Source organism: Dokdonella ginsengisoli (assembly GCF_042652785.1).
Taxonomy (GTDB): domain Bacteria; phylum Pseudomonadota; class Gammaproteobacteria; order Xanthomonadales; family Rhodanobacteraceae; genus Dokdonella_A; species Dokdonella_A ginsengisoli.
In genome coordinates this window covers 619,649-640,754 of sequence record NZ_JBHSHD010000010.1, presented here as the reverse complement: position 1 = coordinate 640,754, position 21,106 = coordinate 619,649, and the positions used below count along the sequence as shown (strand labels likewise).

18 protein-coding genes are annotated in these 21,106 nt (G+C 70.7%); 17 read left to right on the top strand and 1 reads right to left on the bottom strand.

The genetic code is table 11. The annotated features are described in order from the left end of the window. Positions 1-48: 48 nt before the first annotated feature. From ACFO6Q_RS15095 to ccmE, 11 genes are all read left to right on the top strand, one after another. Positions 49-1,464, top strand: coding sequence for an FAD-dependent oxidoreductase (locus tag ACFO6Q_RS15095; RefSeq protein WP_380022213.1), 1,416 nt, complete (start codon positions 49-51; stop codon positions 1,462-1,464). Then, the gene (locus ACFO6Q_RS15090) at positions 1,461-1,943 is read left to right on the top strand and encodes a DUF3293 domain-containing protein (RefSeq protein WP_380021936.1); all 483 of its coding nucleotides are present in this window, start codon (positions 1,461-1,463) and stop codon (positions 1,941-1,943) included. Before ACFO6Q_RS15095 ends, ACFO6Q_RS15090 begins: the two co-directional genes overlap by 4 nt. Before the next feature lie 94 nt (positions 1,944-2,037). Continuing rightward, the gene (locus ACFO6Q_RS15085) at positions 2,038-4,932 is read left to right on the top strand and encodes a serine/threonine-protein kinase (protein WP_380021935.1); all 2,895 of its coding nucleotides are present in this window, start codon (positions 2,038-2,040) and stop codon (positions 4,930-4,932) included. A gap of 79 nt (positions 4,933-5,011) precedes the next feature. Further along, positions 5,012-5,566, top strand: a complete 555-nt coding sequence (locus ACFO6Q_RS15080) for an ECF-type sigma factor (RefSeq protein ID WP_380021934.1) — start codon at positions 5,012-5,014, stop codon at positions 5,564-5,566. Between the two features lie 70 nt (positions 5,567-5,636). Then, the gene (locus ACFO6Q_RS15075) at positions 5,637-7,112 is read left to right on the top strand and encodes a hypothetical protein (protein WP_380021933.1); all 1,476 of its coding nucleotides are present in this window, start codon (positions 5,637-5,639) and stop codon (positions 7,110-7,112) included. Between the two features lie 100 nt (positions 7,113-7,212). Further along, entirely contained in the window at positions 7,213-7,986 is a 774-nt protein-coding gene (gene ccmA / locus ACFO6Q_RS15070; protein WP_380021932.1) for a heme ABC exporter ATP-binding protein CcmA, read from the top strand. After that, positions 7,983-8,666 carry a heme exporter protein CcmB gene (ccmB, locus tag ACFO6Q_RS15065; RefSeq protein ID WP_380021931.1) on the top strand — a complete coding sequence of 228 codons (684 nt, stop codon included), beginning with the start codon at positions 7,983-7,985 and terminating at the stop codon, positions 8,664-8,666. Before ccmA ends, ccmB begins: the two co-directional genes overlap by 4 nt. Then, a complete protein-coding gene (locus ACFO6Q_RS15060; RefSeq protein ID WP_380021930.1) occupies positions 8,663-9,415 on the top strand; it encodes a heme ABC transporter permease in 753 nt (250 codons plus the stop codon). Before ccmB ends, ACFO6Q_RS15060 begins: the two co-directional genes overlap by 4 nt. A 167-nt stretch (positions 9,416-9,582) precedes the next feature. Next, positions 9,583-11,241 (top strand): hypothetical protein, encoded by a 1,659-nt coding sequence (locus tag ACFO6Q_RS15055; protein ID WP_380021929.1) that lies wholly within the window; start codon positions 9,583-9,585, stop codon positions 11,239-11,241. 149 nt (positions 11,242-11,390) lie between these two features. Next, on the top strand, positions 11,391-11,573 hold the full coding sequence (ccmD, locus tag ACFO6Q_RS15050) for a heme exporter protein CcmD (protein WP_380021928.1): 183 nt from the start codon (positions 11,391-11,393) through the stop codon (positions 11,571-11,573). Further along, positions 11,570-12,013, top strand: a complete 444-nt coding sequence (gene ccmE / locus ACFO6Q_RS15045; protein WP_380021927.1) for a cytochrome c maturation protein CcmE — start codon at positions 11,570-11,572, stop codon at positions 12,011-12,013. The genes ccmD and ccmE overlap by 4 nt, the downstream gene beginning before the upstream one ends. 15 nt (positions 12,014-12,028) lie before the next feature. Here the strand turns inward: ccmE and ACFO6Q_RS15040 are convergent, their stop codons facing one another. After that, positions 12,029-13,015, bottom strand: coding sequence for a LysR substrate-binding domain-containing protein (locus ACFO6Q_RS15040; RefSeq protein WP_380021926.1), 987 nt, complete (start codon positions 13,013-13,015; stop codon positions 12,029-12,031). 245 nt (positions 13,016-13,260) lie between these two features. On the opposite strand from ACFO6Q_RS15040, the gene ACFO6Q_RS15035 reads away from it, so the two are divergent. The 6 genes from ACFO6Q_RS15035 (at position 13,261) to ACFO6Q_RS15010 (ending at position 21,105) form a co-directional block, all read left to right on the top strand. Then, positions 13,261-14,319, top strand: coding sequence for a DmsE family decaheme c-type cytochrome (locus ACFO6Q_RS15035; protein WP_380021925.1), 1,059 nt, complete (start codon positions 13,261-13,263; stop codon positions 14,317-14,319). Positions 14,320-14,336: 17 nt separating this feature from the next. Continuing rightward, positions 14,337-16,922 carry an MtrB/PioB family outer membrane beta-barrel protein gene (locus ACFO6Q_RS15030; protein WP_380021924.1) on the top strand — a complete coding sequence of 862 codons (2,586 nt, stop codon included), beginning with the start codon at positions 14,337-14,339 and terminating at the stop codon, positions 16,920-16,922. Between the two features lie 94 nt (positions 16,923-17,016). Next, entirely contained in the window at positions 17,017-17,706 is a 690-nt protein-coding gene (locus ACFO6Q_RS15025; RefSeq protein ID WP_380021923.1) for a c-type cytochrome, read from the top strand. Positions 17,707-17,855: 149 nt separating this feature from the next. Next, positions 17,856-19,880 (top strand): heme lyase CcmF/NrfE family subunit, encoded by a 2,025-nt coding sequence (locus tag ACFO6Q_RS15020; protein WP_380021922.1) that lies wholly within the window; start codon positions 17,856-17,858, stop codon positions 19,878-19,880. Next, entirely contained in the window at positions 19,877-20,422 is a 546-nt protein-coding gene (locus ACFO6Q_RS15015) for a DsbE family thiol:disulfide interchange protein (protein ID WP_380021921.1), read from the top strand. Before ACFO6Q_RS15020 ends, ACFO6Q_RS15015 begins: the two co-directional genes overlap by 4 nt. 221 nt (positions 20,423-20,643) lie before the next feature. After that, on the top strand, positions 20,644-21,105 hold the full coding sequence (locus ACFO6Q_RS15010; protein ID WP_380021920.1) for a cytochrome c-type biogenesis protein: 462 nt from the start codon (positions 20,644-20,646) through the stop codon (positions 21,103-21,105). The last annotated feature ends 1 nt before the right edge of the window (position 21,106 follow it).

The following is a 21,106-nucleotide window of genomic DNA, read 5'->3' as shown; positions in this document are numbered from 1 at the left end:
AATTCCGCCGCGGGACCGCGAAAGTCGCGGGTTTCACGCCCAGCGGAAATTCACGCCATGCCCAAGCCCGCAATCGCCCTCGTCGGCGGCGGCCTCGTCGGCGCCCTGCTCGCCACCCTGCTGGCCCGGCGCGGCTTCGCCGTCGAGGTGTTCGAGCGCCGGCCCGATCCGCACCAGGCCGGCTACCTCGGCGGGCGCTCGATCAACCTGGCGCTGGCCGAACGCGGCCTGCACGGCCTGCGCCTGGCCGGCCTGACCGACGAGGTCATGCGCCTGGCCGTGATGATGCGCGGCCGCATGGTCCACCACCGCGACGGACACAGCGAGCTGCTGCGCTACGGCCGCGACGACAGCGAGGTGATCTGGTCGATCAGCCGCGGCCGCCTCAACATCGCGCTGATCGACGCTGCGGAAAGCGCCGGCGCGCGCTTCCACTTCTCGCGCCGCCTCGAAACCGCGCTTTTCGGCCAAGGGGTGAAGCTGCGCTTCCGCGACGACCTCGACGGCAGCGCGCACGAGCACACGGCCGCCTTCGTGCTCGGCGCCGACGGCGCCGGCTCGGCGCTGCGCACGGCGATGCAGCTGGAACGGCCGCTGGGCGAGCGCATCGAGGAACTCGGCCACGGCTACAAGGAACTGGAAATCCCGGCCCTGCCCGACTTTCCTGCCGCCACGCTGCCCACCGCAGCGGCCGAGAAGCTCGCCCGCGGCGAAGCCTTCGCCATCGAGCGCAACGCACTGCACATCTGGCCGCGCGGTGCCTACATGTGCATCGCGCTGCCGAATGCCGAGGGCAGCTTCACGGTGACGCTGTTCCTGCCCTCGCAGGGCGATCCGAGCTTCGCCACCGTCGACGGCCCGGCCGCCGCGCGCGCGCTGTTCGAGCGCGACTTCGCCGACCTCGTGCCGCTGATCCCGGAGCTCGAGACCGACTTCGCCACCAATCCGGTCGGCGTGCTGGCCACGCTGTATCTCGACCGCTGGCACCTCGACGGCCGCGCCATGCTGCTCGGCGACGCCGCGCACGCGATCGTGCCGTTCCACGGCCAGGGCATGAACTGCGGCTTCGAGGACGCGGTCGAGCTGGCCGAGCTGCTCGACGAGCATCACGACGACCTGGAATGGACGTTCGCCGAGTTCGAACGCCGCCGCCGGCCGAACGCCGAGGCGATTGCCGCGATGGCGCTGGAGAACTACGTCGAGATGCGCGATTCGGTCGCCGACGCCGGCTTCCTGCTGCGCCGCGAGCTCGGCCGCGTTCTCGCCGAACGCCATCCGCAGCGCTTCGTGCCGCGCTATTCGATGGTCACCTTCACGCGCATGCCATACGCGCGGGCGTTCGCGCGCGGCGCGACGCAGGACGCACTGCTGCGCGATCTGACCCAGGGCAAGTCGCGCATCGACGAGATCGACCTGACGCACGCCGACGTGCGCGTGCGGGAAAACCTGACGTCGCTGACGTGACGCAACCACCACCGCGCATCGCCGAACTGCTGGCGCTGTACCGGCGCACGCACTACGACGTCGCCCTGCCCGGCGGCGACTCGGCCACGCTGCGCATCGGCGAACCGCCGCCGCCGGCGGTCACCGCCTGGATCGGTGGCGACGGCTACGCGGTCTATCTGACCGCCTGCAACCCGCGGTCGGAGGTGCTGACCACGGACGACAACGAGGCGCGCATGGCCGACCTGCGCCGCCGCCTGTACGTGGCGGGCACGCGCTGGCTCGAAGGCAGCGCCGCGATACCGGGCCAGCCCTGGCGCGAACCGAGCGTGCTGGTGGCCGGCCTGCCGCTGCGGCGGATCGACGCGCTGGCCCGCTCGTTCGGCCAGAACGCCAGCCTGCACGTGCGCACGGATGCGCCGGCGCGCCTGCGCCTGCATCGCAGCGACTGGCGCGGCCTGGTGCAGGCCGACGACGCGCTGGAATCGGACGACGACTGATTCCCGGCGCCGCCGGATGTCCCCGTCCGCCGCGCCAGCGCGTACTCTTGCGGACGGGCCGTCGCGATGCGCGCGGCGGGGAACGGGGAGCGGCATGAATCCGGATTCGAGCGACATCCTCGCGCGGCGGCGGCGCGCGTTCGTCCTGCTGCGCGAGGCCTTCGACGTCGCCGACGAGACGCGCGAGGAATGGATCACGCAGCGCTGCGGCGGCGACGAAGCGCTCGCCGGCGAAGTGCGCGCCCTGCTGGCGACGGAGCGCAGCGGCCTGCTCGACGAGGACGTCGGCGCGGTCGCCGCGCGCCTGATCGAGGAGGAGGAATCCCACGAGCCGCTGCCCGCCGGCACGCGGCTGGGCGAGTGGACCGTGGTGCGCCGCATCGGCCACGGCGGCATGGGCACCGTGTTCCTGGCCGAGCGCGGCGGCGACGGCTACGCCCAGCGCGGCGCACTCAAGCTGGTCAAGCGCGGCATGGATTCCGCCGCAGTACTGGCGCGCTTCCGCCGCGAGCGGCAGATCCTGTCGCGCCTGGAGCATCCCAACATCGCGCGCCTGCTCGACGGCGGCGTCAGCGCCGAGGGGCAGCCGTACTTCGTCATGGAATACGTCGACGGCGCGACCCTGCGCCACTGGATGGCGGACTCGCGCCCCGGCCTCGACGCGCGCCTGGACGCCTTCCTGCAGCTGTGCGAGGCGGTCGCGCACGCGCACCGCCATCTGGTCGTGCATCGCGACATCAAGCCGGAGAACGTGCTGATCGCCGGCGACGGCCACGCGCGCCTGCTCGACTTCGGCATCGCCAAGCTGCTCAGCACCGACGACGGCGGCGAGCAGACCGCCACGCAACGGCGCTTCGTCTCGCGCGCCTACGCCGCGCCGGAGCAGATCGCCGGCGACGCGGCGACCACCGCCACCGACGTCTACCAGCTCGGCGCGCTGCTGTTCGAACTCCTGACCGGCGCGCGCATCGGCGAACCGCGCCCGACCGGCGCGGTTTCCGGCTGGCTGGTGCGCGCGCAGGCACAGGGCGACGCGGCCACGCGCAAGGCGGTGCCGGCGGTGCGGCTGCGCGGCGACGCGGCGATCATCGTCGCGCGCGCCACCGACGCGGACCCGGCGCGGCGCTACGCCACCGTCGAGGCGCTCAGCGCCGACGTGCGCGCGTGGCGCGAAAGCCGGCCGATCGCGGCGCGGCCCGACAGCGCCGGCTACCGCTTCCGCCGCTTCGTCGGCCGTCACCGCGTGGCGACGGCGGCGGCGGCGCTCGCCCTCGCCGCGATCCTCGCCGGCGCGACGCTGGCGCTGTGGCAGGCGCGCAAGGCCGCCGAGGAAGCCCGCCTCGCCCGTTCGGCGCAGGCCTTCCTGGCCAGCGTCTTCGACGCCGCCGCGCCGGATGCGACCGCCGGCGAACGCGTCACCGCACGCGAACTGCTCGACCGCGGCAGCGAGCGCATCGCCTCGGAACTGGCCGACCAGCCGCGGCTGCGCGGCGAGATGCTGCTGACGCTCGGTGCGCTCTACGCGCAGCTCGCCCAATACGACCAGGCCGCACGCCAGCTGGAGGAAGCGCGCGCGACGCTGGCGCCGACCGACCCCGCAAGCGCGACGCGCGCCGCGCTGGAACTGAGCGCGGTGCAGCGCGAACTGGGCAAGCTCGACGACGCCGAGCGCACGCTGGCCGCGACGGCCGGCGCGACCGAACCGGCGCTGCGTTCGCGCGCCTTCGCCGAGCGCGCGCTGCTGCGCGAGAAGCAGGGCCGTTTCGAGGAAGCCCTCGCCGATGCGCGCGAGGCACTGCAGGCCGACCTCGCCCGCGGCCCCGAAGCCCGTGCCGAACAGGCGCGCGACCGCCAGATCGAGGCCCTGATGCTGGCGCGCCGCGCCCGCTTCGACGAGGCTGCCGCGACGTTCGAACAGGCCATCGCGGACGCGCGTGCGGTCTACGGCGACGAGGACACGCGCGTGGCCCTGATGCTCAACGACTACGGCGCCGCGCTGGCCCAGAAGGGCCGCAGCAAGGAATCCGAAGCCGAGCTGCGCACCGCGCTGGAGATCCGCCGCAAGCGCCTGGGCGATGCCCACCCCGCCGTCGCCGAGACCCTGCAGGTGCTCGGCGCGACGCTGCGCGCGCAGGGGCGCCTGGACGAGACCCAGGCCGCGCTGGAGGAAGCCATGCGCATCCAGCGCACGGTGTTCGGCGACCGCCATACGCTGATCGCCAACACGCTGAATTCGCTCGGCATGCTCGAGTTCGCGCGCCGCCGCCCGGCCGACGGCGAACGCCATTTTCGCGAGGCGGTCGACATCTACCGTTCGCTCGGCGAGGGCGACACGCCGCCGGCAGCGACCACCGCCAACAACCTGGCGACGGTGCTGATCCAGCTCGGCCGCTACGAAGAAGCCGAGCCGCTGATCCGCCACGCGCTCGACGTGCATCTGCAGCGTCTCGGCGAAAAGCATCCGGCCGTGATGAGCGATCTCAACTCGATGGCCCAGCTGGACCTGCGCCGCGGCCATCTGGACAGCGCGGTCGAACACGCGCGCCGCGCCGTGGCGGTGGCCGATTCCGGCGCCAGCCCGCCGCGCGAGGGCGCCTACGCGCACATCTCGTTCGCCAACGTCCTCAATCGCGCCGGTCAGCCGGAGGAAGCCTTGAAGGAAGCCGACGGCGCGATCGCGACGCTCGAAGGACTGTCGGCCGACGAGTCGCGCCTGCCGGCGGCGCGCGCGGCGCGGGCCGACGCGCTGCGCGGACTGGGCCGGCTCGACGAGGCGCAGGCCCTGGCCGACAGCGTGGTGGCCAATGCCGAGCGTCGCTCGCCCGGCGACCCCAGCGGCCTCGCCGCGCTGCACGTGCTGCTCGCGCGCATCGCCGATGCGCGCGGCCGCGGCGCGGAGGCGCAGCGCCAGCGGGAGCTCGCGCGCCGCATCGCCGCCGGCATGAGCGCGCCCGATCCGTACCTGCTGCGCGAGATCGAGCGGCACTGACGCCGGCGCGGCGCTCCATTGACGCGCACCCGCGCGGCGGCGATGCTGCGCCCTCCACGGGGGAGCGGACCGGAAGTCCATGAGCGACAGCGTCACCGAGCTGCTGGGCGCGGCGGAGAGCGGCGACGAGGCTGCGCAGAACCGCGTGTTCTGCCTGCTCTACGACGAGCTGCGCCGCTGCGCGCATCGCCAGCTCGGCGGCGGCGGCCAGACCCTGTCGACCACCGCGCTGGTGCACGAGACCTACGTCAAGCTGATCGCCGCCGACACGCTGCGCCTGCGCAGCCGCCAGCATTTCATGGCGCTGGCCGCGCGCGCGATGCGCCAGGTGCTGGTCGACCACGCGCGCCGCATCGGCGCCGGCAAGCGCGGCGGCGGCGCGGCCGTGGTCACGCTCGACGAGCGCATTCCGGAGATGCCGTCGGAAGCGTGCGAGGTGCTCGCGCTCGACCAGGCCCTCGACGAGCTGGAGAAGATCGACGCGCGCGCCGCACGCGTGGTGCAGCTGCATTTCTTCGGCGGCCTCACCTTTCCCGAGATCGCCGAACTGGAAGGACTGAACGAGCGCACGATCAAGCGCGACTGGCAGGCGGCGCGGCTGGTGCTGGCGGCGACGATGAACGCCCACGGCTGAATCGCCACGCGATGTCCCGATCGGGTTCCGGCTTGCGTACTGCAAGACCAAACCCGTCCGGAGCGTCGCCATGCTGCTGCGAAACATCGTTCTCACCGCGCTGTACGCGCTGCCGTCGTCTGCACTGGCCGCCGACACCGGCGTCGACTTCTCGTTCGCCCAGTCGGGTTGGCGAAGGATGTACGAATCGGGCGGCGGCACGCAGGACGAGAAGGCGGTCGCGTTCGCGCGCACCGCCGACGGCGGCTACGTGATCGCCGCGGAACTGCCCGGCGGCGGCGCCAACGGCGGCACCGGTAAGCGCATCGGCCTGTTCCGGCTCGACCGCGACGGCAACTACGTCGCCTCCGGCTTCGGCGACAACGGCAAGATCGTCAAGGACGCCTGGCTGAGCAGCGTCACCGACATGACCATCGACGCGCAGGGCCGCATCGTCGTGGTCGGCAGCACGCCGGGACAGGGCGGCGCAGGCGATTTCGGCGTCGTGCGCTTCAACGCGAACGGCAGCGACGACACCAGTTTCGCCGGCGACGGCGGCACCTCGTTCGGCTTCGACGTGACCGGCATCGACACCGACGATGCGCCGACCTCGGTGCTGGCCGATCCGGACGGGCGCATCGTCGTCGCCGGCAACGTCCACTACAGCATCGGCGAGCAACGCTTCGGCGTCGTGCGCTTCAATGCGGACGGCACGCAGGACTCCACGTTCGGCAACATCGGCGACGGCCACGGCGGCTTCCTCGGCACGGAGGACGAGTTCGCCGACGGCAGGGACGCCTACGCCAGCCGCATCCTGCGCATCGCCGGCGGCTACTACGTCGTCGCCGGCACCTCGGTGTATTCCTCCACCGATACCGATTTCGCCGCACGCATCCTGACGCCGTCGGGAGGGCCGTGGTCCGGTTTCGTCGGATCGGCCACGTTCCCGGTCGACGAGCCGGGACCCGGCGGCTCGCTCTACGACACCCTCGCAGACGCGGTCCTGGCCGATCCGACCACGATCGTGCTGGTCGGATCGGCCAGCGGCAGGTTCGCCGCGATGCGCATCAAGGCCGGCACCGAGAACGGCAGCAGTCAATACACCACGCTGGCCTCGGACCCGACCTTCGTCGGCCACGCCGCCACCGCCGGCTGCAACGACTGCTACGTCGGCAGCACGGCCGGCTCGGCCGGCCAATCGGCGGCGATCCGCAGCGACGGCCGCATCGTGATGGTCGGCGACACGTCCAGCTTCGGCGTCGGCCCGGCATCGCTCGACGACGTCGAAAGCCCGGCCGGCAACTCCTTCACCCACGCCGGCCTGGTCACGCGGCTGAACGCGGACGGCACGCCGGACAGCGGGTTCGGCATCGGCGGCAGCGTCCTGATCGTCGCGCCGAGCAACGGCTCGCAGGCCTATCACACGCAATTCAAGCAGGTGCGGTTCGACGGCTCGCAGCCGGTGATCCTCGGCAGCGCCGTCGACAGCATTTCGTCCGTGACCGACTTCGACGGCGTCATCACGCGTCTGCAATCGGAACTGATCTTCGCCGACGGTTTCGATTGAAGCGGCGCCGCGCCGGGCGCTTCCCGGCGACGGCGAAATGCCCGGGCGCGACATCGCGCGCATGGCCTTGCGGCGCGGCTGCCGCTAGCATGCGCGCGGCATGCCGCCGATTTCCGACGCCTCCCGCGACTTTCACGACCGCCCCGCCCTGCTCGAAGCGCGCGGCCTCGCCTTCGCGCGCAACGACGAGCCGATCTTCGGCCCGCTCGACTTCGCCCTGCACGCCGGCGAGGTCGTGCTGATCGAAGGCGACAACGGCGCCGGCAAGAGCACGCTGCTGCGCGTGCTGTCCGGGCTGCTCGCGCCGGGTTCCGGCGAGATCCGCCTGCGCGGCGAGCCGCTGACGCTGGCGCGGCTGTCGCCGCAGGTCGCGCTGCTGTCGCACCAGAGCGGGCTCAAGCACGAACTGACCGCGCTGGAGAACCTGCGCTTCGCCGCCGGACTGCACGGCCAGCGCAAGGGCATTTCGCCGGCCACCGCGCTGGCCGGCGTCGGCCTGGACGGCTACGGCGAGGTGCCCACGCGCCAGCTGTCGGCCGGACAGAAGAAACGCGTCGCCCTCGCCCGCGTGCTGCTCGCGCCGGTCGCGCTGTGGCTGCTCGACGAACCGTACGCGAACCTCGACCTCGACGGCATCAAGCTGGTCAACCGGCTGCTCGAACGCCACGCCAACGGCGGCGGCGCGGCGCTGATCACTTCGCACGGCGCGTATGCGTATACCTCCGGCACGCCGCGCAGGATTCCGCTCTCGCCTTCCCGTCCCCCGCGTGCGGGGGAAGGTGCCCCGGCAGGGGCGGAACGGGGGGCATCGGCGCGTAACCCCCATCACCCCTTCGGGGAGCTTCCCCCGCACGCGGGGGAAGCGACCGAATGAGTTCCGGATCGACCTTTTCCGCGTGCGCCGCGCTGGTTCGGCGCGACCTGACCCTGGTCTGGCGCCGGCGCGGCGATGCGCTCAACCCGATCCTGTTCGCGCTGATCGTGATCGCACTGTTTCCGCTCGCGCTCGGGCCGGAGCCGCAGCAGCTGCAGCGCATCGCCGCCGGCGTCGTCTTCGTCGCCCTGCTGCTGGCCGGCCTGCTCGCCCTCGACACGCTGTTCCGCAGCGACTACGAGGACGGCTCGCTGGAACAGCTGGTGCTGTCGCCGCATCCGCTGTCGCTGCTGCTGGCGTGCAAGATCGCCGTGCACTGGCTGACCACCGCGCTGCCGCTGATCGTCGTCGCGCCGCTGCTCGGCGAACTGCTTCATCTGGCCGACGACGTGCGCTGGGTGATGCTGCCGGCGCTGCTGCTGGCGACGCCGCTGCTGAGCCTGATCGGCGCGGTGTGCGTGGCGCTGACGGTCGGCATGCACCGCTCTGGTATGCTGCTGGCCCTGCTCGTGCTGCCGCTGTACGTGCCGGTGCTGATCTTCGGTGCCGGTGCCTGCAATGCCGCGCAGGTCGGCCTGCCGTACCTCGCACCGCTGCTGTGGCTGGCCGCGGCGCTGGTGCTGGCGCTGGTGCTGGCGCCGCTGGCTTGCGCGGCGGCCCTCAGGATTTCCCTGTCATGAATGCGCTGACGCTCTGGTTCCACAAGATCGGCTCGCCGCCGACGTTCTACCGCATCGCCGGCAGCCTGGCGCCGTGGTGCTACGCCATCGCGCTGCTGCTCGGCCTGGCCGGTCTCTACGGCGGCCTGGTGCTGGCGCCGCGCGACTACCAGCAGGGCGACGCCTACCGCATCATCTTCATCCACGTGCCGTGCGCGTGGATGAGCCTGTTCGCGTACTTCTTCATGGCGGCGAACGCGTTCGTCGCGCTGGTCTGGCGCATCAAGCTCAGCGAGATCCTCGCCATGGCAAGCGCGCCGATCGGCGCCGCGTTCACCTTCATCACGCTGGTCACCGGCTCGCTGTGGGGCAAGCCGATGTGGGGCACGTGGTGGACCTGGGACGCGCGCCTGACCTCCGAACTGGTGCTGCTGTTCCTCTACCTCGGCGTGATCGGCCTGTACGCAGCGATCGAGGACCGCCGCCAGGCGGCGCGCGCGGCCGGCTTCCTGGCCCTGATCGGCATCGTCAACCTGCCGATCGTGCACTTCTCGGTGAACTGGTGGAACACGCTGCACCAGGGCTCGACCGTGCGCCTGATGGGTCCGTCGAAGATCGATTCGGCGATGATCTGGCCGCTGCTGACGATGGCGCTGGCCACCCACATCTGGTTCTTCGGCAGCGTGCTCGCACGCACGCGCATCGGCCTGCTCGAACTCGACGCCGGCAAGGACTGGGTGCGCAAGATCGCGCTCGGCGAGCGCGCCTAGGCGGGCACTGCTCGCCTGGGCGGACGCCCCCGCGATTCACGATGCGACGTCCGCCTGCGCGGACAGGACCTCGAACGCCCGCGGCTCGGCCGGCATGTCCGGTCCGCGCGAAAACCCGCGTATCCCCTGGCGACCGGCCCCTGCCGCCGATTCGCAAGGAGGAACCCATGGATCGCCCACTCACCGCCGCCGCACGCCGCAGGCGGATCGTCGCCCGCCTGGCTCTGCTGGCCGCGACGGGGCTCGCGCTCCCGGCGCAGGCCGAGGACTACGTGCCCGACCCGACCTGGAACCACGGTCTGATCGGCGCCGACAATTTCGCCGCGTCCACCTACGACTACCGCGTCGGCAAGAAGATCGCGCGCCTGGACAACGGCGACGTCATCGTGGCGAGTGTGGTGCCGGGCGTCGGCGCCGCGGCCGGCCACCAGAAGCTCGGACTGGTGCGCTACGACGCGGCCGGCGTCCGCCAGACCTGGAGCAATCCGGGCACCAACGGCTTCTACGACGGCCAGTACGTCATCACGCCCTGCGTCAGCGGCCTGTGGTGCGGCGACGTCAAGGACGTCAAGGGCATCTACCGCTTCGGCGACCGCGTGTTCGTGCTCGCCGACACCGAGGACTTCCGCCTCGAATCGGGCGGCGGCAATCCGCCGCTGCCGGTGTGGGTGGCGCGGCCGTCGGTCGACGTCTTCGTGTTCGGCACCGACGGCGCGCTGCAGTCCTATGGGGTGATGGATTCGGACGCGTACGCCGACGACGGCTCGCGCACAGTGATGGGCGGCGGCATCGCCCTGTACGACAACGGCTCGTTTCCGACCGTGACCTCGCTGGTCTACGCCGGCACCGGCATCGTCGACGGCATCTACCGTCCGCGCTTCGCGCGCTTCAAGGTCGAAAGCGACGGCACGCTGACGAGCGAGGTCGACGCGATGGAGCCGGCCTTCGGCAGCTACTGCGGCCCCGGCGACTTCTGCCAGTTCGGCGGCATCGCGCTCGGCGGCCGCACCACCCTGACCTCGGCGCCGCGCATCTACGTCGCCGGTTCGCGCTGGCACGCCGGCCCGCCGCCGGGCACGATCGGCTGGGACGCCGGCTGGGACGCATTCGCCGCCAGCCTCAACTCCAGCGGCACGCCGCGCACCGGCTTCGGCAGCAACGGCCTCTACACCACCGAATCCCTCGCCGTGAGTTCGCAGAGCGGCGGCCAGAAGCTGGTCGTCGACGGCGGCTTCGGCACGATCTCGCAGGACGAGGTCTTCCTGCTCGCCGACGTCGAGCTGGCGTGCAGGAACGGCATCGCCGTGCTCAAGCTCGGGCAGAGCGGCAGCGCGGTGACCACGTTCGGCATCAACGGTCACGTCCGCTACGGCGGCAGCGACCAGGCCAGCGCGACCTCGTGCAACCTCGGCTGGCTGCAGCAGTCGATCCGCGCGGACTATCCGACCGACATCGTGCTGTCGAACGGCAAGCTCGGCGTGTCCGGCCTGAACGTCTACGGCCCCGGCGTGCTCTGCCCGATCGGACAGACCTGTCCGGAGGACAACGTCGACGGCGAGGTCGCCGTCATCGACGCCGCCACCGGCGCTCTCGAATCCTGGCGCGGCTACGCCTACGCCGACACGGTCGGCGCGGCGCGGTCGCGGCACTCGGGCTTCTGGGGCATTGCGGCGAACGGCGACGACTCGTTCTCGGTCGCCGGCGACGTGCGCTATTTCAACCAGGCCTCGGTGCCGGCGGACCAGCGCGGCCGGCAGATGGTGGCGACGCTGCGCGTCGCGCCGCGCGGCGACGTGATCTTCCGCAACGGCTTCGACGGCTCCTGAGCGTTGCGTGGCCTCCGCACGCCGGCCTTTCAGGGCTGCCGGCGTGCGGCGTTTCGCCGCTGCGCGCCGCCGGGCCCGAAGGAGGCTTCGCGGGAATTTGGTAGGCTGCGCGTTCCTTCGTCGCGCCGCCGGCGCGAAGACCTGCAACCATGAACGAATTCCTCTCGATGGGCGGCTACGCCGGGTACGTCTGGCCCGCCTACGCCGTGTTCTTCGTCGTGCTGGCGATCGAGGCGCTGGCGCCGCGCGCGCAGCGCCGGCGCGTGCTGGCCGAGATCCGCGGCCGCATCCAGCGCCGCACCGCGCGCGACTCCGGCGGCGCGCAGCCATGACGCCGACGCGCAGGCGCCGCCTGATCCTGATTTCGCTGATCCTGGTCGCCGTGTTCGTGGCGGCCGGCCTGACCGTGCTCGCGCTGCAGCAGAACATGACCTACCTCTACTCGCCGAGCGAGGTCGAAGCCGGGCACGCACCGGACTCGGCGCGCTTCCGCCTCGGCGGCGTCGTGCTGGAGAAGTCGATCGCGCGCGCGAACGATTCGCTGAAGGTCGATTTCGTCGTCACCGACCGCTTCAAGCAGCTGCCGGTGGAATACACCGGCATCCTGCCCGACCTGTTCCGCGAAGGTCAGAGCGTGGTCGCCACCGGCGCTCTGCAGGACGGCCGCTTCGTCGCCACCGAGGTGCTGGCCAAGCACGACGAGACCTACATGCCGAAGGAAGTCGCCGACGCGATCGCCAAGGCCAAGACCGCCCACGCCGACGGCAAGTAGCCTCGGCGAGCCGTCTCAGCCCGACGACGCCACGCGCAGCCGCGGCGACGCCGCGGACCAGACCTCGCCGAACGGCTGCACGCCGGAGAACGCGCTGTCGAGCGCCTCGCGCAGGTGTTCGGACAGATAGTCGATGAAGCAGCGCACCGCCGGCGCCAGCCCCTTGCGCGACGGGAACACCGTGTACAGGGTCATCTCCGGCAGCGACCATTCCGGCAGCAGCACGATGAGGCGCCCGTCGGCGATCTCGTCGCGGCACATGACGGTCGGCAGCTCGGCGATGCCGCAGCCGCCGAGCGCGGCATGCCGGATCACGACGATGTCCTCGGTGACCAGTCGCGGCGAGAACGCGATCTCGGTGATCTGCCCGTCCGGTCCGGTCAGGCGCCAGCTGTGGCGGTTGCCGCGCCCCAGGTCGAGCAGGCCGCCGAGACCGATCGCGCCGCGCAGGTCTTCCGGCGCGCGCGGCAGTCCGTGCCGCTCGACGTAGGCCGGGCTCGCCACCAGCTGGTGGCGGCGCAGCACGAACGAGCGCACCGCCAGCGAGGAGGCGCGGATGCCCGGCGCGATGCGCAGCACGACGTCGTAGCCCTCGGCGATCAGGTCGACCTCGCGGTTGGTCATGTCGAGCACGATCTCCACTTCCGGATACTCGAGCATGAAGTCGGCCAGCAGCGGCGCCAGGATCGTCTGCGCGAAATTGACCGGGCTGGTCACGCGCACGACGCCGCGCGGCGTGCCGCGCGCATCGTCGATGACCGAGTTGGCGCGCTCCACTTCGGCCAGCACCGCGCGGCAGCGCTGGTAGTAGCGCGCGCCGACATCGGTGATCTGCAGCTTGCGCGTATCGCGCTGCAACAGGCGCACGCCCAGGTGCGCCTCGAGCCGCGACAGGTGCTGGCTCAGCACGGACTTGGCGATGCCCAGTGCCGCGCTGGCGGCGCTGAGACTGCCGTGCTCGACGATCTTGGCGAAGTAGAACAGGTCGTTGAGATCGTTCAAGCGATGGCACTCCATGCGCACGAGCGGCGTCGCGAGCTTAGAACTGTTCCGATTTCCGAACAATGTTTTCGCCAGATGCGCCTACTCAAAGCAGCGGCCGCCAGACACACTCGGATGTGAAGGAAGGGTAAAGCTCCGCTCGCACGGCCACCGGTCGCAGGACGACCGCACGGCCTGTCGCGAAGCCGCAGGACTCGTCCGCTCAAGCCAGCCAGCGTCACGCCAGCCAGGGAGACGACCCGAACATGCATCCGCGAAACCGCGTCCTTCGCGCCGTCGCCCTCGCCAGCGTCTGGTTCTTCGCCTGCCTTCCCCTCGCCCAGGCCCAGCAGACGCGCGCCGAACTCGCGCGCGACCTGCCCTCCTCGGGGCTGTCCAACGAGGACGTGCAGTCCACCGGCCAGACCCTGCTCGCCGCGCCGGGCTTCGCCAAGGCGAAAGTCGCGGTCAATCCGGCCTTTCCCGATGCGACGCCGGTCGGCGAGCGCACCTGCACCGCCTGCCACCAGCTCGAGGCCGATCACTTCACGCATACGCTGCATTCGCTCGGCCTGCACGCGGCGAACAAGGCCGACGCCTCGATTCCGGTGTGCGAGACCTGCCATGGCCCCGGCTCGCAGCACGCGCAGGCGCCGCTGACCAAGGGCTCGATCATCGCCTACACCAGGAACGGCGGCACGCCGATCCAAGTGCAGACCCAGACCTGTCTGACCTGCCACGAAGGCGGCCCGCGCGACCACTGGCTCGGCTCGATCCACCAGCGCAACGGGCTGTCGTGCAGCGACTGCCACAACCCGATGGCGAAGTTCTCGATCGAGGGCTCGCTCGCCAGGAACTCGATCAACGACACCTGCGCGCAGTGCCACCAGGACGTGCGCATGCAGTTCAACCGCCGCTCGCACATGCCGCTGCCGGAAGGCCAGATGAGCTGCGTGGACTGCCACAACCCGCACGGCAGCCTGACCAGCCCGCTGCTGAAGACCAACACCGTCAACGAGACCTGCTACCAGTGCCACGCCGAGAAGCGCGGGCCGTTCCTGTTCGAGCATCCGCCGGTGCGCGAAGGCTGCCTCAACTGCCACAGCCCGCACGGCTCCAACCAGCACGCGCTGCTGGTCGCGCCGATCCCGTTCCTGTGCCAGCAGTGCCACACGGCGCAGCGCCACCCCGACAACCTGCACACGATGCAGTCCACCGGCACGGGCTCCAACCCGGACTTCCGCGTCATGGGCCGCGGCTGCCTGACCTGCCACGCCAACATCCACGGCTCGAATGCGCCGTCGGGTCCGAAACTCCACGAATGAGACCGAGGAGGCATGCGATGAACGTGTTTTCGGCTTCCTCCCGTCCCTTGTTTCCGCGCCGGCGGACGCTGGCCGCCGCCTGCGCGGCGATGACGGCGCTGTGCTGCGCCTCCTTCGCTCATGCCGACAGCGGCATCGGCATCGACACCTGGCGCGGCAACAAGCTCGATCCGAGCGCCGGCAGCAAGAGCGAAACGCCGGACGAGAACGGCACCACGTGGCTGCGTCCCGGGCAGAAGCGCTCGCCGACCGGCAACCTGTATCCGGGCCCGTACACGCCGCCGAAGCCGGAGGAATACGGCGACTGGCGCGGCTACGGCACGCTGCAGATCGGCGCGGTGATGGTGCCGACCGGCGACGAGCGCAACGCGCTGTGGAACCGCTACGCCGACTGGGACGAAGGCCCGATCCTCGGCCTGCTCGACTACACGCTGGAGCGCCCTTCCGACGGCACCTACGCCAACATCCGCGCCAGCCGCATCAGCGACGACGACGAGTACTACCAGGCCACCTTCGGCCGCGCCGGCAGCTACAAGATCCAGGCCTTCCTGCGCGACATGCCCAACGTGCTGTCGAGCAACGCCAAGTCGATCTGGAACGGCACCGGCTCGAACCGCCTGACCCTGCCCAGCAGCCTGGTGCCCGGCGGCAGCACGCCGCAGCAGATCGCCGCCGCCTCCGCCGCCGCGCCCGAGCGCATGCTGCGCGTCACGCGCGAGAAGCAGGGGCTCGGCTACAGCATGTACCTGACGCCGGAATGGACCGCCTACGCCAACGCCACCAACGAGCAGCGCAAGGGCGCGCGGCCGTACGGCGGCTCGTTCTTCTTTCCCGGCCTGGGCGGCTCGATGGAGACGGTCAAGCCGATCGACGACAGCACGATCAACGTCAACGGCGGCGTGCGCTACGCCGGAAAGCTCTGGCGCATGGACTTCAGCTACAGCGGCTCGTTCTACCGCGACGCCAACACGCGCTACACGTTCGAATCGCCGTTCGTGATGGCCTCGCCGGTGCCCGGCGCGCTGTCGGCGCCGGTCTACCAGGGCCAGATGTCGACCGAGCCGGACAACGACTACCACAACCTGCAGGCAACGCTGACGCGCAAGCTGCCGTGGAACGGCGAGGTGTCCTTCAGCGCCGCCGGCGGGCGCATGGAGCAGGACGACACGCTGATCGCGCCGATCGACTGCCGCGGCGTGTTCGGCATCGGCTTCGGCAACCTGCAGCTCGGTCCGCAGAACCCGTTGCTGGGCGACTGCAGCCAGTGGAACACGCCGGCCGCGCTGTCGCGGCGCAGCGCGAACATGCGCATCGATACCACCATGGCCGACGCGCGCATCGTGCTGAACCCCACCGCCCAGTGGACCGTGCGCGGCAACGTGAAGTACGACCGCCAGGACTACCGCACCGGCGGCTACACGCTGTACAACCCGCTGACCGGCCAGTACGGCTACATCGCCGAGAACGGCTCGCAGCCGAGCATCATCCCCGGCGAGGGATTTCCGGTCGGGCCGGTCACCAGCGTCGGCAACATGCGCATCCACAACATCCCGCTGGACATCCAGACCGTCGACGCCAACCTCGGCGCGGACTGGAAGTTCGACGACAAGAACACGCTCGGCTTCACCTTCGGCTACAGCCGCTACGAGCCGACCAACCGCGAGCGCCAGGAGATCAACGACTCCAGCGTCAAGCTGACCTGGGTCAACCGCTCGCTCGACGCGCTGACCCTGCGCGTGAACTACACCTACCTCAAGCAGAGCGGCGACCGCTACGACTACGACCCGTACGAGGAATTCGTCTCCGCCGGCCTGCCCGGCTACGTGGTGCCGGAGGGCGGCACGCCGGTGATCACCACCTCGACGATGCGCAAGTACGACATGTCCAGCTACGACCAGAACAAGCTCGACGTGATGGTGACCTGGGCGATCCGCGACGACATGACCCTGAGCGCCTCGGCGCGCATGGACCGCAAGTCCTACGACGCGCAGATCGGCCGCCAGGACTACGACACCGGCAGCGCCACCCTGCAGTGGGAATGGCAGCCGGCGGCGACCACCAACGTCAGCGCCTTCTTCGGCTACGACCGCTCGCGCCTTAGGATGTCCAACGTCAACGACGCGCTCGAGAACGGCGCCGGCGTCGATCCGCGCCTGGGCGGGCCGACCTATCCGTACGACGCGCAGTGGTGGCTGCGCGACAAGCAGCGCGACTACTACGCCGGCGCGCAGTTCGACCATCGCATCGGACGCGTGCGCCTGGACGCGGGCTGGAACTACATCTATTCGCGCGGCACCGACGACTACCGCTACGCCGGTCCCGACGCGCTCGCCTACCCCGACACCGTGCCGGCCGGCCCCGGCAGCGGTGGGTTCTCGCCGACGGTCTACCGCGTGAACTCGTTCAACGTCGGCGTGACGATCCCGATCGTCGAGCGCGTCTCGCTGCGCATCTTCGACTACTACGAACGCGGCCGCTTCGCCGACTGGCACTACCTCGGCTTCGACCAGAGCCGCTTCATCGGCGGCATGCTCTACACCGACGGCGGGCCGCAGAGCTACAGCAACAACATGGTCGGCCTGCTGGTCAACGTGAAGCTGTGAGGCCGCAGCCGTCCGGCCGAGCGAAGGCACCGCCCTGCGGCGACGCGGGGAAACGCAGAACGTTCCAGGGAAGGCCATCGATGGAATCCGCCCCATGAGCCGCTTCACGCCGAAATTTCTCGTTCCGCTGCTCCTCGCCGCCGCACCGGCCATCGCCGCGGCCGGCGCGCCCTATCTCGACCAGCGGCACGTCGAGCCGGTCCGCGGCGATGCCGCCGCCGGGGCCACCAAGGCGGCTGTTTGCGTCGCCTGCCACGGCCCGAACGGCAACGCGATCGTGCCGGCCTTCCCGAAGCTGGCCGGGCAGCGCGCCGAGTACATCCACGACGAGCTGCTCAAGTTCAAGCGCGGCACGCGGCCCGATTCGCCGATGACCGCGCTGGCGATGCCGCTGACCGACGAGGACATCGGCAATCTGGCCGTCTACTTCGCCGCGCAGACGCGGCAGGCCTCGCCGCAGCCGGCGCCGGACACGGCCGTGCTGTTGCGCGGCGAGGCGTTGTACGCGCACGGCGAACCCGAGCGCGGCGCGCCGCCGTGCCAGGGCTGCCACGGCGCCGACGCCAATGGCCCGGCGGCCGGGCCGGACCACTACCGCGCCTGGCCGTCCCTGCGCGGACAGAACGGCGAGTACCTCGTGCAGCGCCTGAAGAACTACCGCGACGGCAAGCTGGCCGATTCCAGCAACGACTTCATCATGCACGGCGTCGCACGCACGCTCGACGACGCCTCGATCCAGGCCCTGGCGGCGTACCTGTCCTCGCTGCCGCCGACCGCGCCCTGAACGCCTCGCGGCGGCCCGGCCCGGCGCGCGCCGGCGGCCGCCTCGCTCCCCGGCGCAGCGCGAGTGCAGCCATCCACCGCGGGCGGCGCGGTTCTGTCGCCTGGCCGTCTCGCGTACTCTAGGCAGTCCCCGCTCCTCCCGGCTCGCGCATGCTCCCCGAACTCGGCCAACTCGCCCTGATCCTCGCCCTGCTGCTGTCGGCCGCGCAGTGCGTGCTGCCGATCCTCGGCGCGCACACCGGCAACCGCGCGCTGATGGCGGTCGGCAGGCCGGCGGTCGCCGGCCAGGCGGTGTTCGTCGTCTTCGCGTTCGCGATCCTGACCTACGCCTTCGCCACGCAGGATTTCTCGGTCGCCTACGTCGCGCAGAACTCGAACTCGCTGCTGCCGTGGTACTACCGCTTCTCCGCGGTGTGGGGCGCGCACGAGGGTTCGCTGCTGCTGTGGATCCTGATCCTCAACGTCTGGACCGTCGCCGTCGCCGCCTTCAGCCGCAGGCTGCCGGACGACTTCATCGCGCGCGTGCTCGGCGTGCTCGGCTTCATCAGCTTCGGCTTCCTGCTGTTCACCGTGCTGACCTCCAATCCGTTCGGACGCGAGCTGCCGATGCCGGCAGACGGCGTCGACCTCAATCCGCTGCTGCAGGACTTCGGCCTGATCGTGCACCCGCCGATGCTCTACACCGGCTACGTCGGCTTCTCGGTCGCGTTCGCGTTCGCGCTCGCCGCGCTGATCGGCGGCGAACTCGACGTGCGCTGGGTGCGCTGGGCGCGGCCGTGGACCAACGTCGCCTGGGGCTTCCTCACGCTCGGCATCGCGCTCGGTTCCTGGTGGGCGTACTACGAACTGGGCTGGGGCGGCTGGTGGTTCTGGGATCCGGTCGAGAACGCCTCGTTCATGCCGTGGCTGGTCGGCACCGCGCTGATCCACTCGCAGGCGGTCACCGAGAAGCGCGGCTCGTTCCGCGCCTGGACCCTGCTGCTGGCGATCTTCGCGTTCTCGCTGTCCCTGCTCGGCACCTTCCTGGTGCGCTCGGGCGTGCTGACCAGCGTGCATTCGTTCGCCGCCGATCCGGAGCGCGGCCTGTTCATCCTGAGCTTCCTTGCCGTGGTCATCGGCGGCTCGCTGCTGCTGTACGCGCTGCGCGCACCGAAGGTCGCCGGCGGCGAACCGTTCGCGGCGGTGTCGCGCGAGACCGTGCTGCTGGTGAACAACCTGATGTTCACCTGCGCCGCCGCGATGGTCCTGCTCGGCACGCTGTATCCGCTGATCGGCGAGGCCTTCAACCTCGGTCGCATCTCGGTCGGCCCGCCCTACTTCGGCTTCATGTTCGTGCTGCTGATGCTGCCGGTGGTCGCACTGCTGCCGTTCGGGCCGATGCTGAAATGGCGCGCCGGCAGGCTCGACACGACCCTGCGCGCGCTGCGGCCGGCGGCGGCGGTCGCCGTGCTCGCCGCGATCGCGGCCTGGCTGATCGCCGGCGAGCTGCCGTGGAAGGCCTTGTTCGGCGTCGCCGCCTCGCTCTGGGTCGGCCTCGGCATCGCGCTGTACGCGCTCTCGCGCTGGCGCAACGCGCCGGCGGGTCGCCGCTTCACGCCGGAGATGCTCGGCATGATCTGCGCGCACTTCGGCGTCGCGGTGTTCCTCGCCGGCGTGCTGATCGTCGAGGCGACCAGCGTGGAGAAGGACGTGCGCCTGGCACCGGAGCAGAGCGTGGAGATCGGCGCCTTGAGCTTCCGCTTCGACGGCGTGAAGTCGATGCCGGGCCCGAACTACGCCGCCGAACAGGGCGCGATCACGGTATCGAAGGACGGCGCGGTCGTCGCGGTGCTGCATCCGCAGAAGCGCAAGTACACGCGCAACGAGCAGGTGCAGACCGAGTCGGCCATCGACCCGGGCCTGTTCCGCGACGTCTACGTCGCGCTCGGCGAGGCGGTCGGCGACGACGGCGCCTGGGCCGTACGCATCTACGTCAAGCCCTTCGTGCGCTGGATCTGGCTCGGCGCGCTGCTGATGATGCTCGGCGGCTTCGTCGCGGCGGCAGATCGGCGGTTTCGGTTGAGTGCCGGGAATCGGGAGTCGGGAATCGGCAATCGCACAAGCAGCGACGACGGAAATATCCCCGCTTCTCCCATTCCCGATTCCCGACTCCCGATTCCCGGTTCTCAAGCATGAACGCCCGTCTGCTGCCTCTCGCCGGCTTCGTCCTGGTGCTGGCCCTGCTCGGCTTCGGCGTATGGTGGAGCCAGTACAAGAATCCGCAGGAAGTGCCCTCGCCGCTGATCGGCAAGCCCGCGCCGGCGTTCTCGCTGCCGACACTGGACGACCCGGAGCGGCGCATCACCAACCAGGACCTCGCCGGCGCGCCGTATCTGCTCAACGTGTTCGCCAGCTGGTGCTTCGCCTGCCGCGAGGAGCACCCGATCCTGAGCGGACTGGGCAAGCAGCTCGGCATCCGGCTGGTCGGCTTCAACTACAAGGACGAGCCTGCGGACGCCAAGCGCTGGCTGGCGCAGTACGGCAATCCCTACGACCTCATCGTCGCCGACCTGCCCGGCGACGTCGCGATCGACTTCGGCGTGACCGGTGCGCCGGAAAGCTTCCTCGTCGACGCGAACGGCATCGTCGTCTACAAGTACATCAGCCCGATCACGCCCGACGTCATCGCCACGCAGCTGCTGCCGCGCATCGCGAAGATGAAGGAGACAACGCGATGAAGGCGTTGCCACCCTCCTCACCGTCGTGGACGCGGGAATCTGCCATGCGGAGCACCTTGGATGCCCGCTTGCGCGGGCATGACGTCGCGATTTCTTCTCCCGCGCTCTGCGCCTGCGATGCACCCCACTCGCCGTCATTCCCGCGAACGCGGGAATCCATTGCGGGACACGCCACGGATGCCGGCCGCCGCGGGCGCGGCGCCGCTGCGCCCCGGCGACTCGTGCGTTCGCTGCAACGGACCCTCTGGACGCTGCTGACTGCACTCGTGCTGAGCACAACCGCCCTCGCCGCGGTCGATCCGCTGCCGTTCAAGGACCGCGCCGAGGAGCTGCGCTTCCAGAACCTGACCAAGCAGCTGCGCTGCCTGGTCTGCCAGAACGAGAGCCTCAACGACTCCAGCGCGCCGCTCGCCGCGGACCTGCGCCGCGACGTGTTCGAGCAGATGCAGGCCGGCAAGAGCGACGAGGAGATCAAGCAGTGGCTGACCGCGCGCTACAGCGATTTCGTGCTGTACGACCCGCCGCTGCGCGGCGCGACCTGGCTGCTCTGGTTCGGCCCGCTGCTGGTGCTGGCCGCCGGCGCCGGCGCCGTCTTCGTGACGGTGCGGCGGCGCGCGAAGACCGCGCGGCCATCGGCGGCCTCGGCAACGCGACCGGCAGGCGATCTCGAGGACGATTGGTGAT

Bases quoted from the DNA above. Each gene is read 5' to 3' on its own strand.
- ACFO6Q_RS15020 (WP_380021922.1), top strand. From the start codon at position 17,856: ATGCTCCCCGAACTCGGCCAACTCGCCCTGATCCTCGCCCTGCTGCTG.
- ccmE (WP_380021927.1), top strand. From the start codon at position 11,570: ATGACGCCGACGCGCAGGCGCCGCCTGATCCTGATTTCGCTGATCCTG.
- ACFO6Q_RS15015 (WP_380021921.1), top strand. From the start codon at position 19,877: ATGAACGCCCGTCTGCTGCCTCTCGCCGGCTTCGTCCTGGTGCTGGCC.
- ACFO6Q_RS15035 (WP_380021925.1), top strand. From the start codon at position 13,261: ATGCATCCGCGAAACCGCGTCCTTCGCGCCGTCGCCCTCGCCAGCGTC.
- ccmD (WP_380021928.1), top strand. From the start codon at position 11,391: ATGAACGAATTCCTCTCGATGGGCGGCTACGCCGGGTACGTCTGGCCC.
- ACFO6Q_RS15030 (WP_380021924.1), top strand. From the start codon at position 14,337: ATGAACGTGTTTTCGGCTTCCTCCCGTCCCTTGTTTCCGCGCCGGCGG.
- ACFO6Q_RS15080 (WP_380021934.1), top strand. From the start codon at position 5,012: ATGAGCGACAGCGTCACCGAGCTGCTGGGCGCGGCGGAGAGCGGCGAC.
- ccmB (WP_380021931.1), top strand. From the start codon at position 7,983: ATGAGTTCCGGATCGACCTTTTCCGCGTGCGCCGCGCTGGTTCGGCGC.
- ACFO6Q_RS15055 (WP_380021929.1), top strand. From the start codon at position 9,583: ATGGATCGCCCACTCACCGCCGCCGCACGCCGCAGGCGGATCGTCGCC.
- ccmA (WP_380021932.1), top strand. From the start codon at position 7,213: ATGCCGCCGATTTCCGACGCCTCCCGCGACTTTCACGACCGCCCCGCC.
- ACFO6Q_RS15025 (WP_380021923.1), top strand. From the start codon at position 17,017: ATGAGCCGCTTCACGCCGAAATTTCTCGTTCCGCTGCTCCTCGCCGCC.
- ACFO6Q_RS15060 (WP_380021930.1), top strand. From the start codon at position 8,663: ATGAATGCGCTGACGCTCTGGTTCCACAAGATCGGCTCGCCGCCGACG.
- ACFO6Q_RS15075 (WP_380021933.1), top strand. From the start codon at position 5,637: ATGCTGCTGCGAAACATCGTTCTCACCGCGCTGTACGCGCTGCCGTCG.
- ACFO6Q_RS15085 (WP_380021935.1), top strand. From the start codon at position 2,038: ATGAATCCGGATTCGAGCGACATCCTCGCGCGGCGGCGGCGCGCGTTC.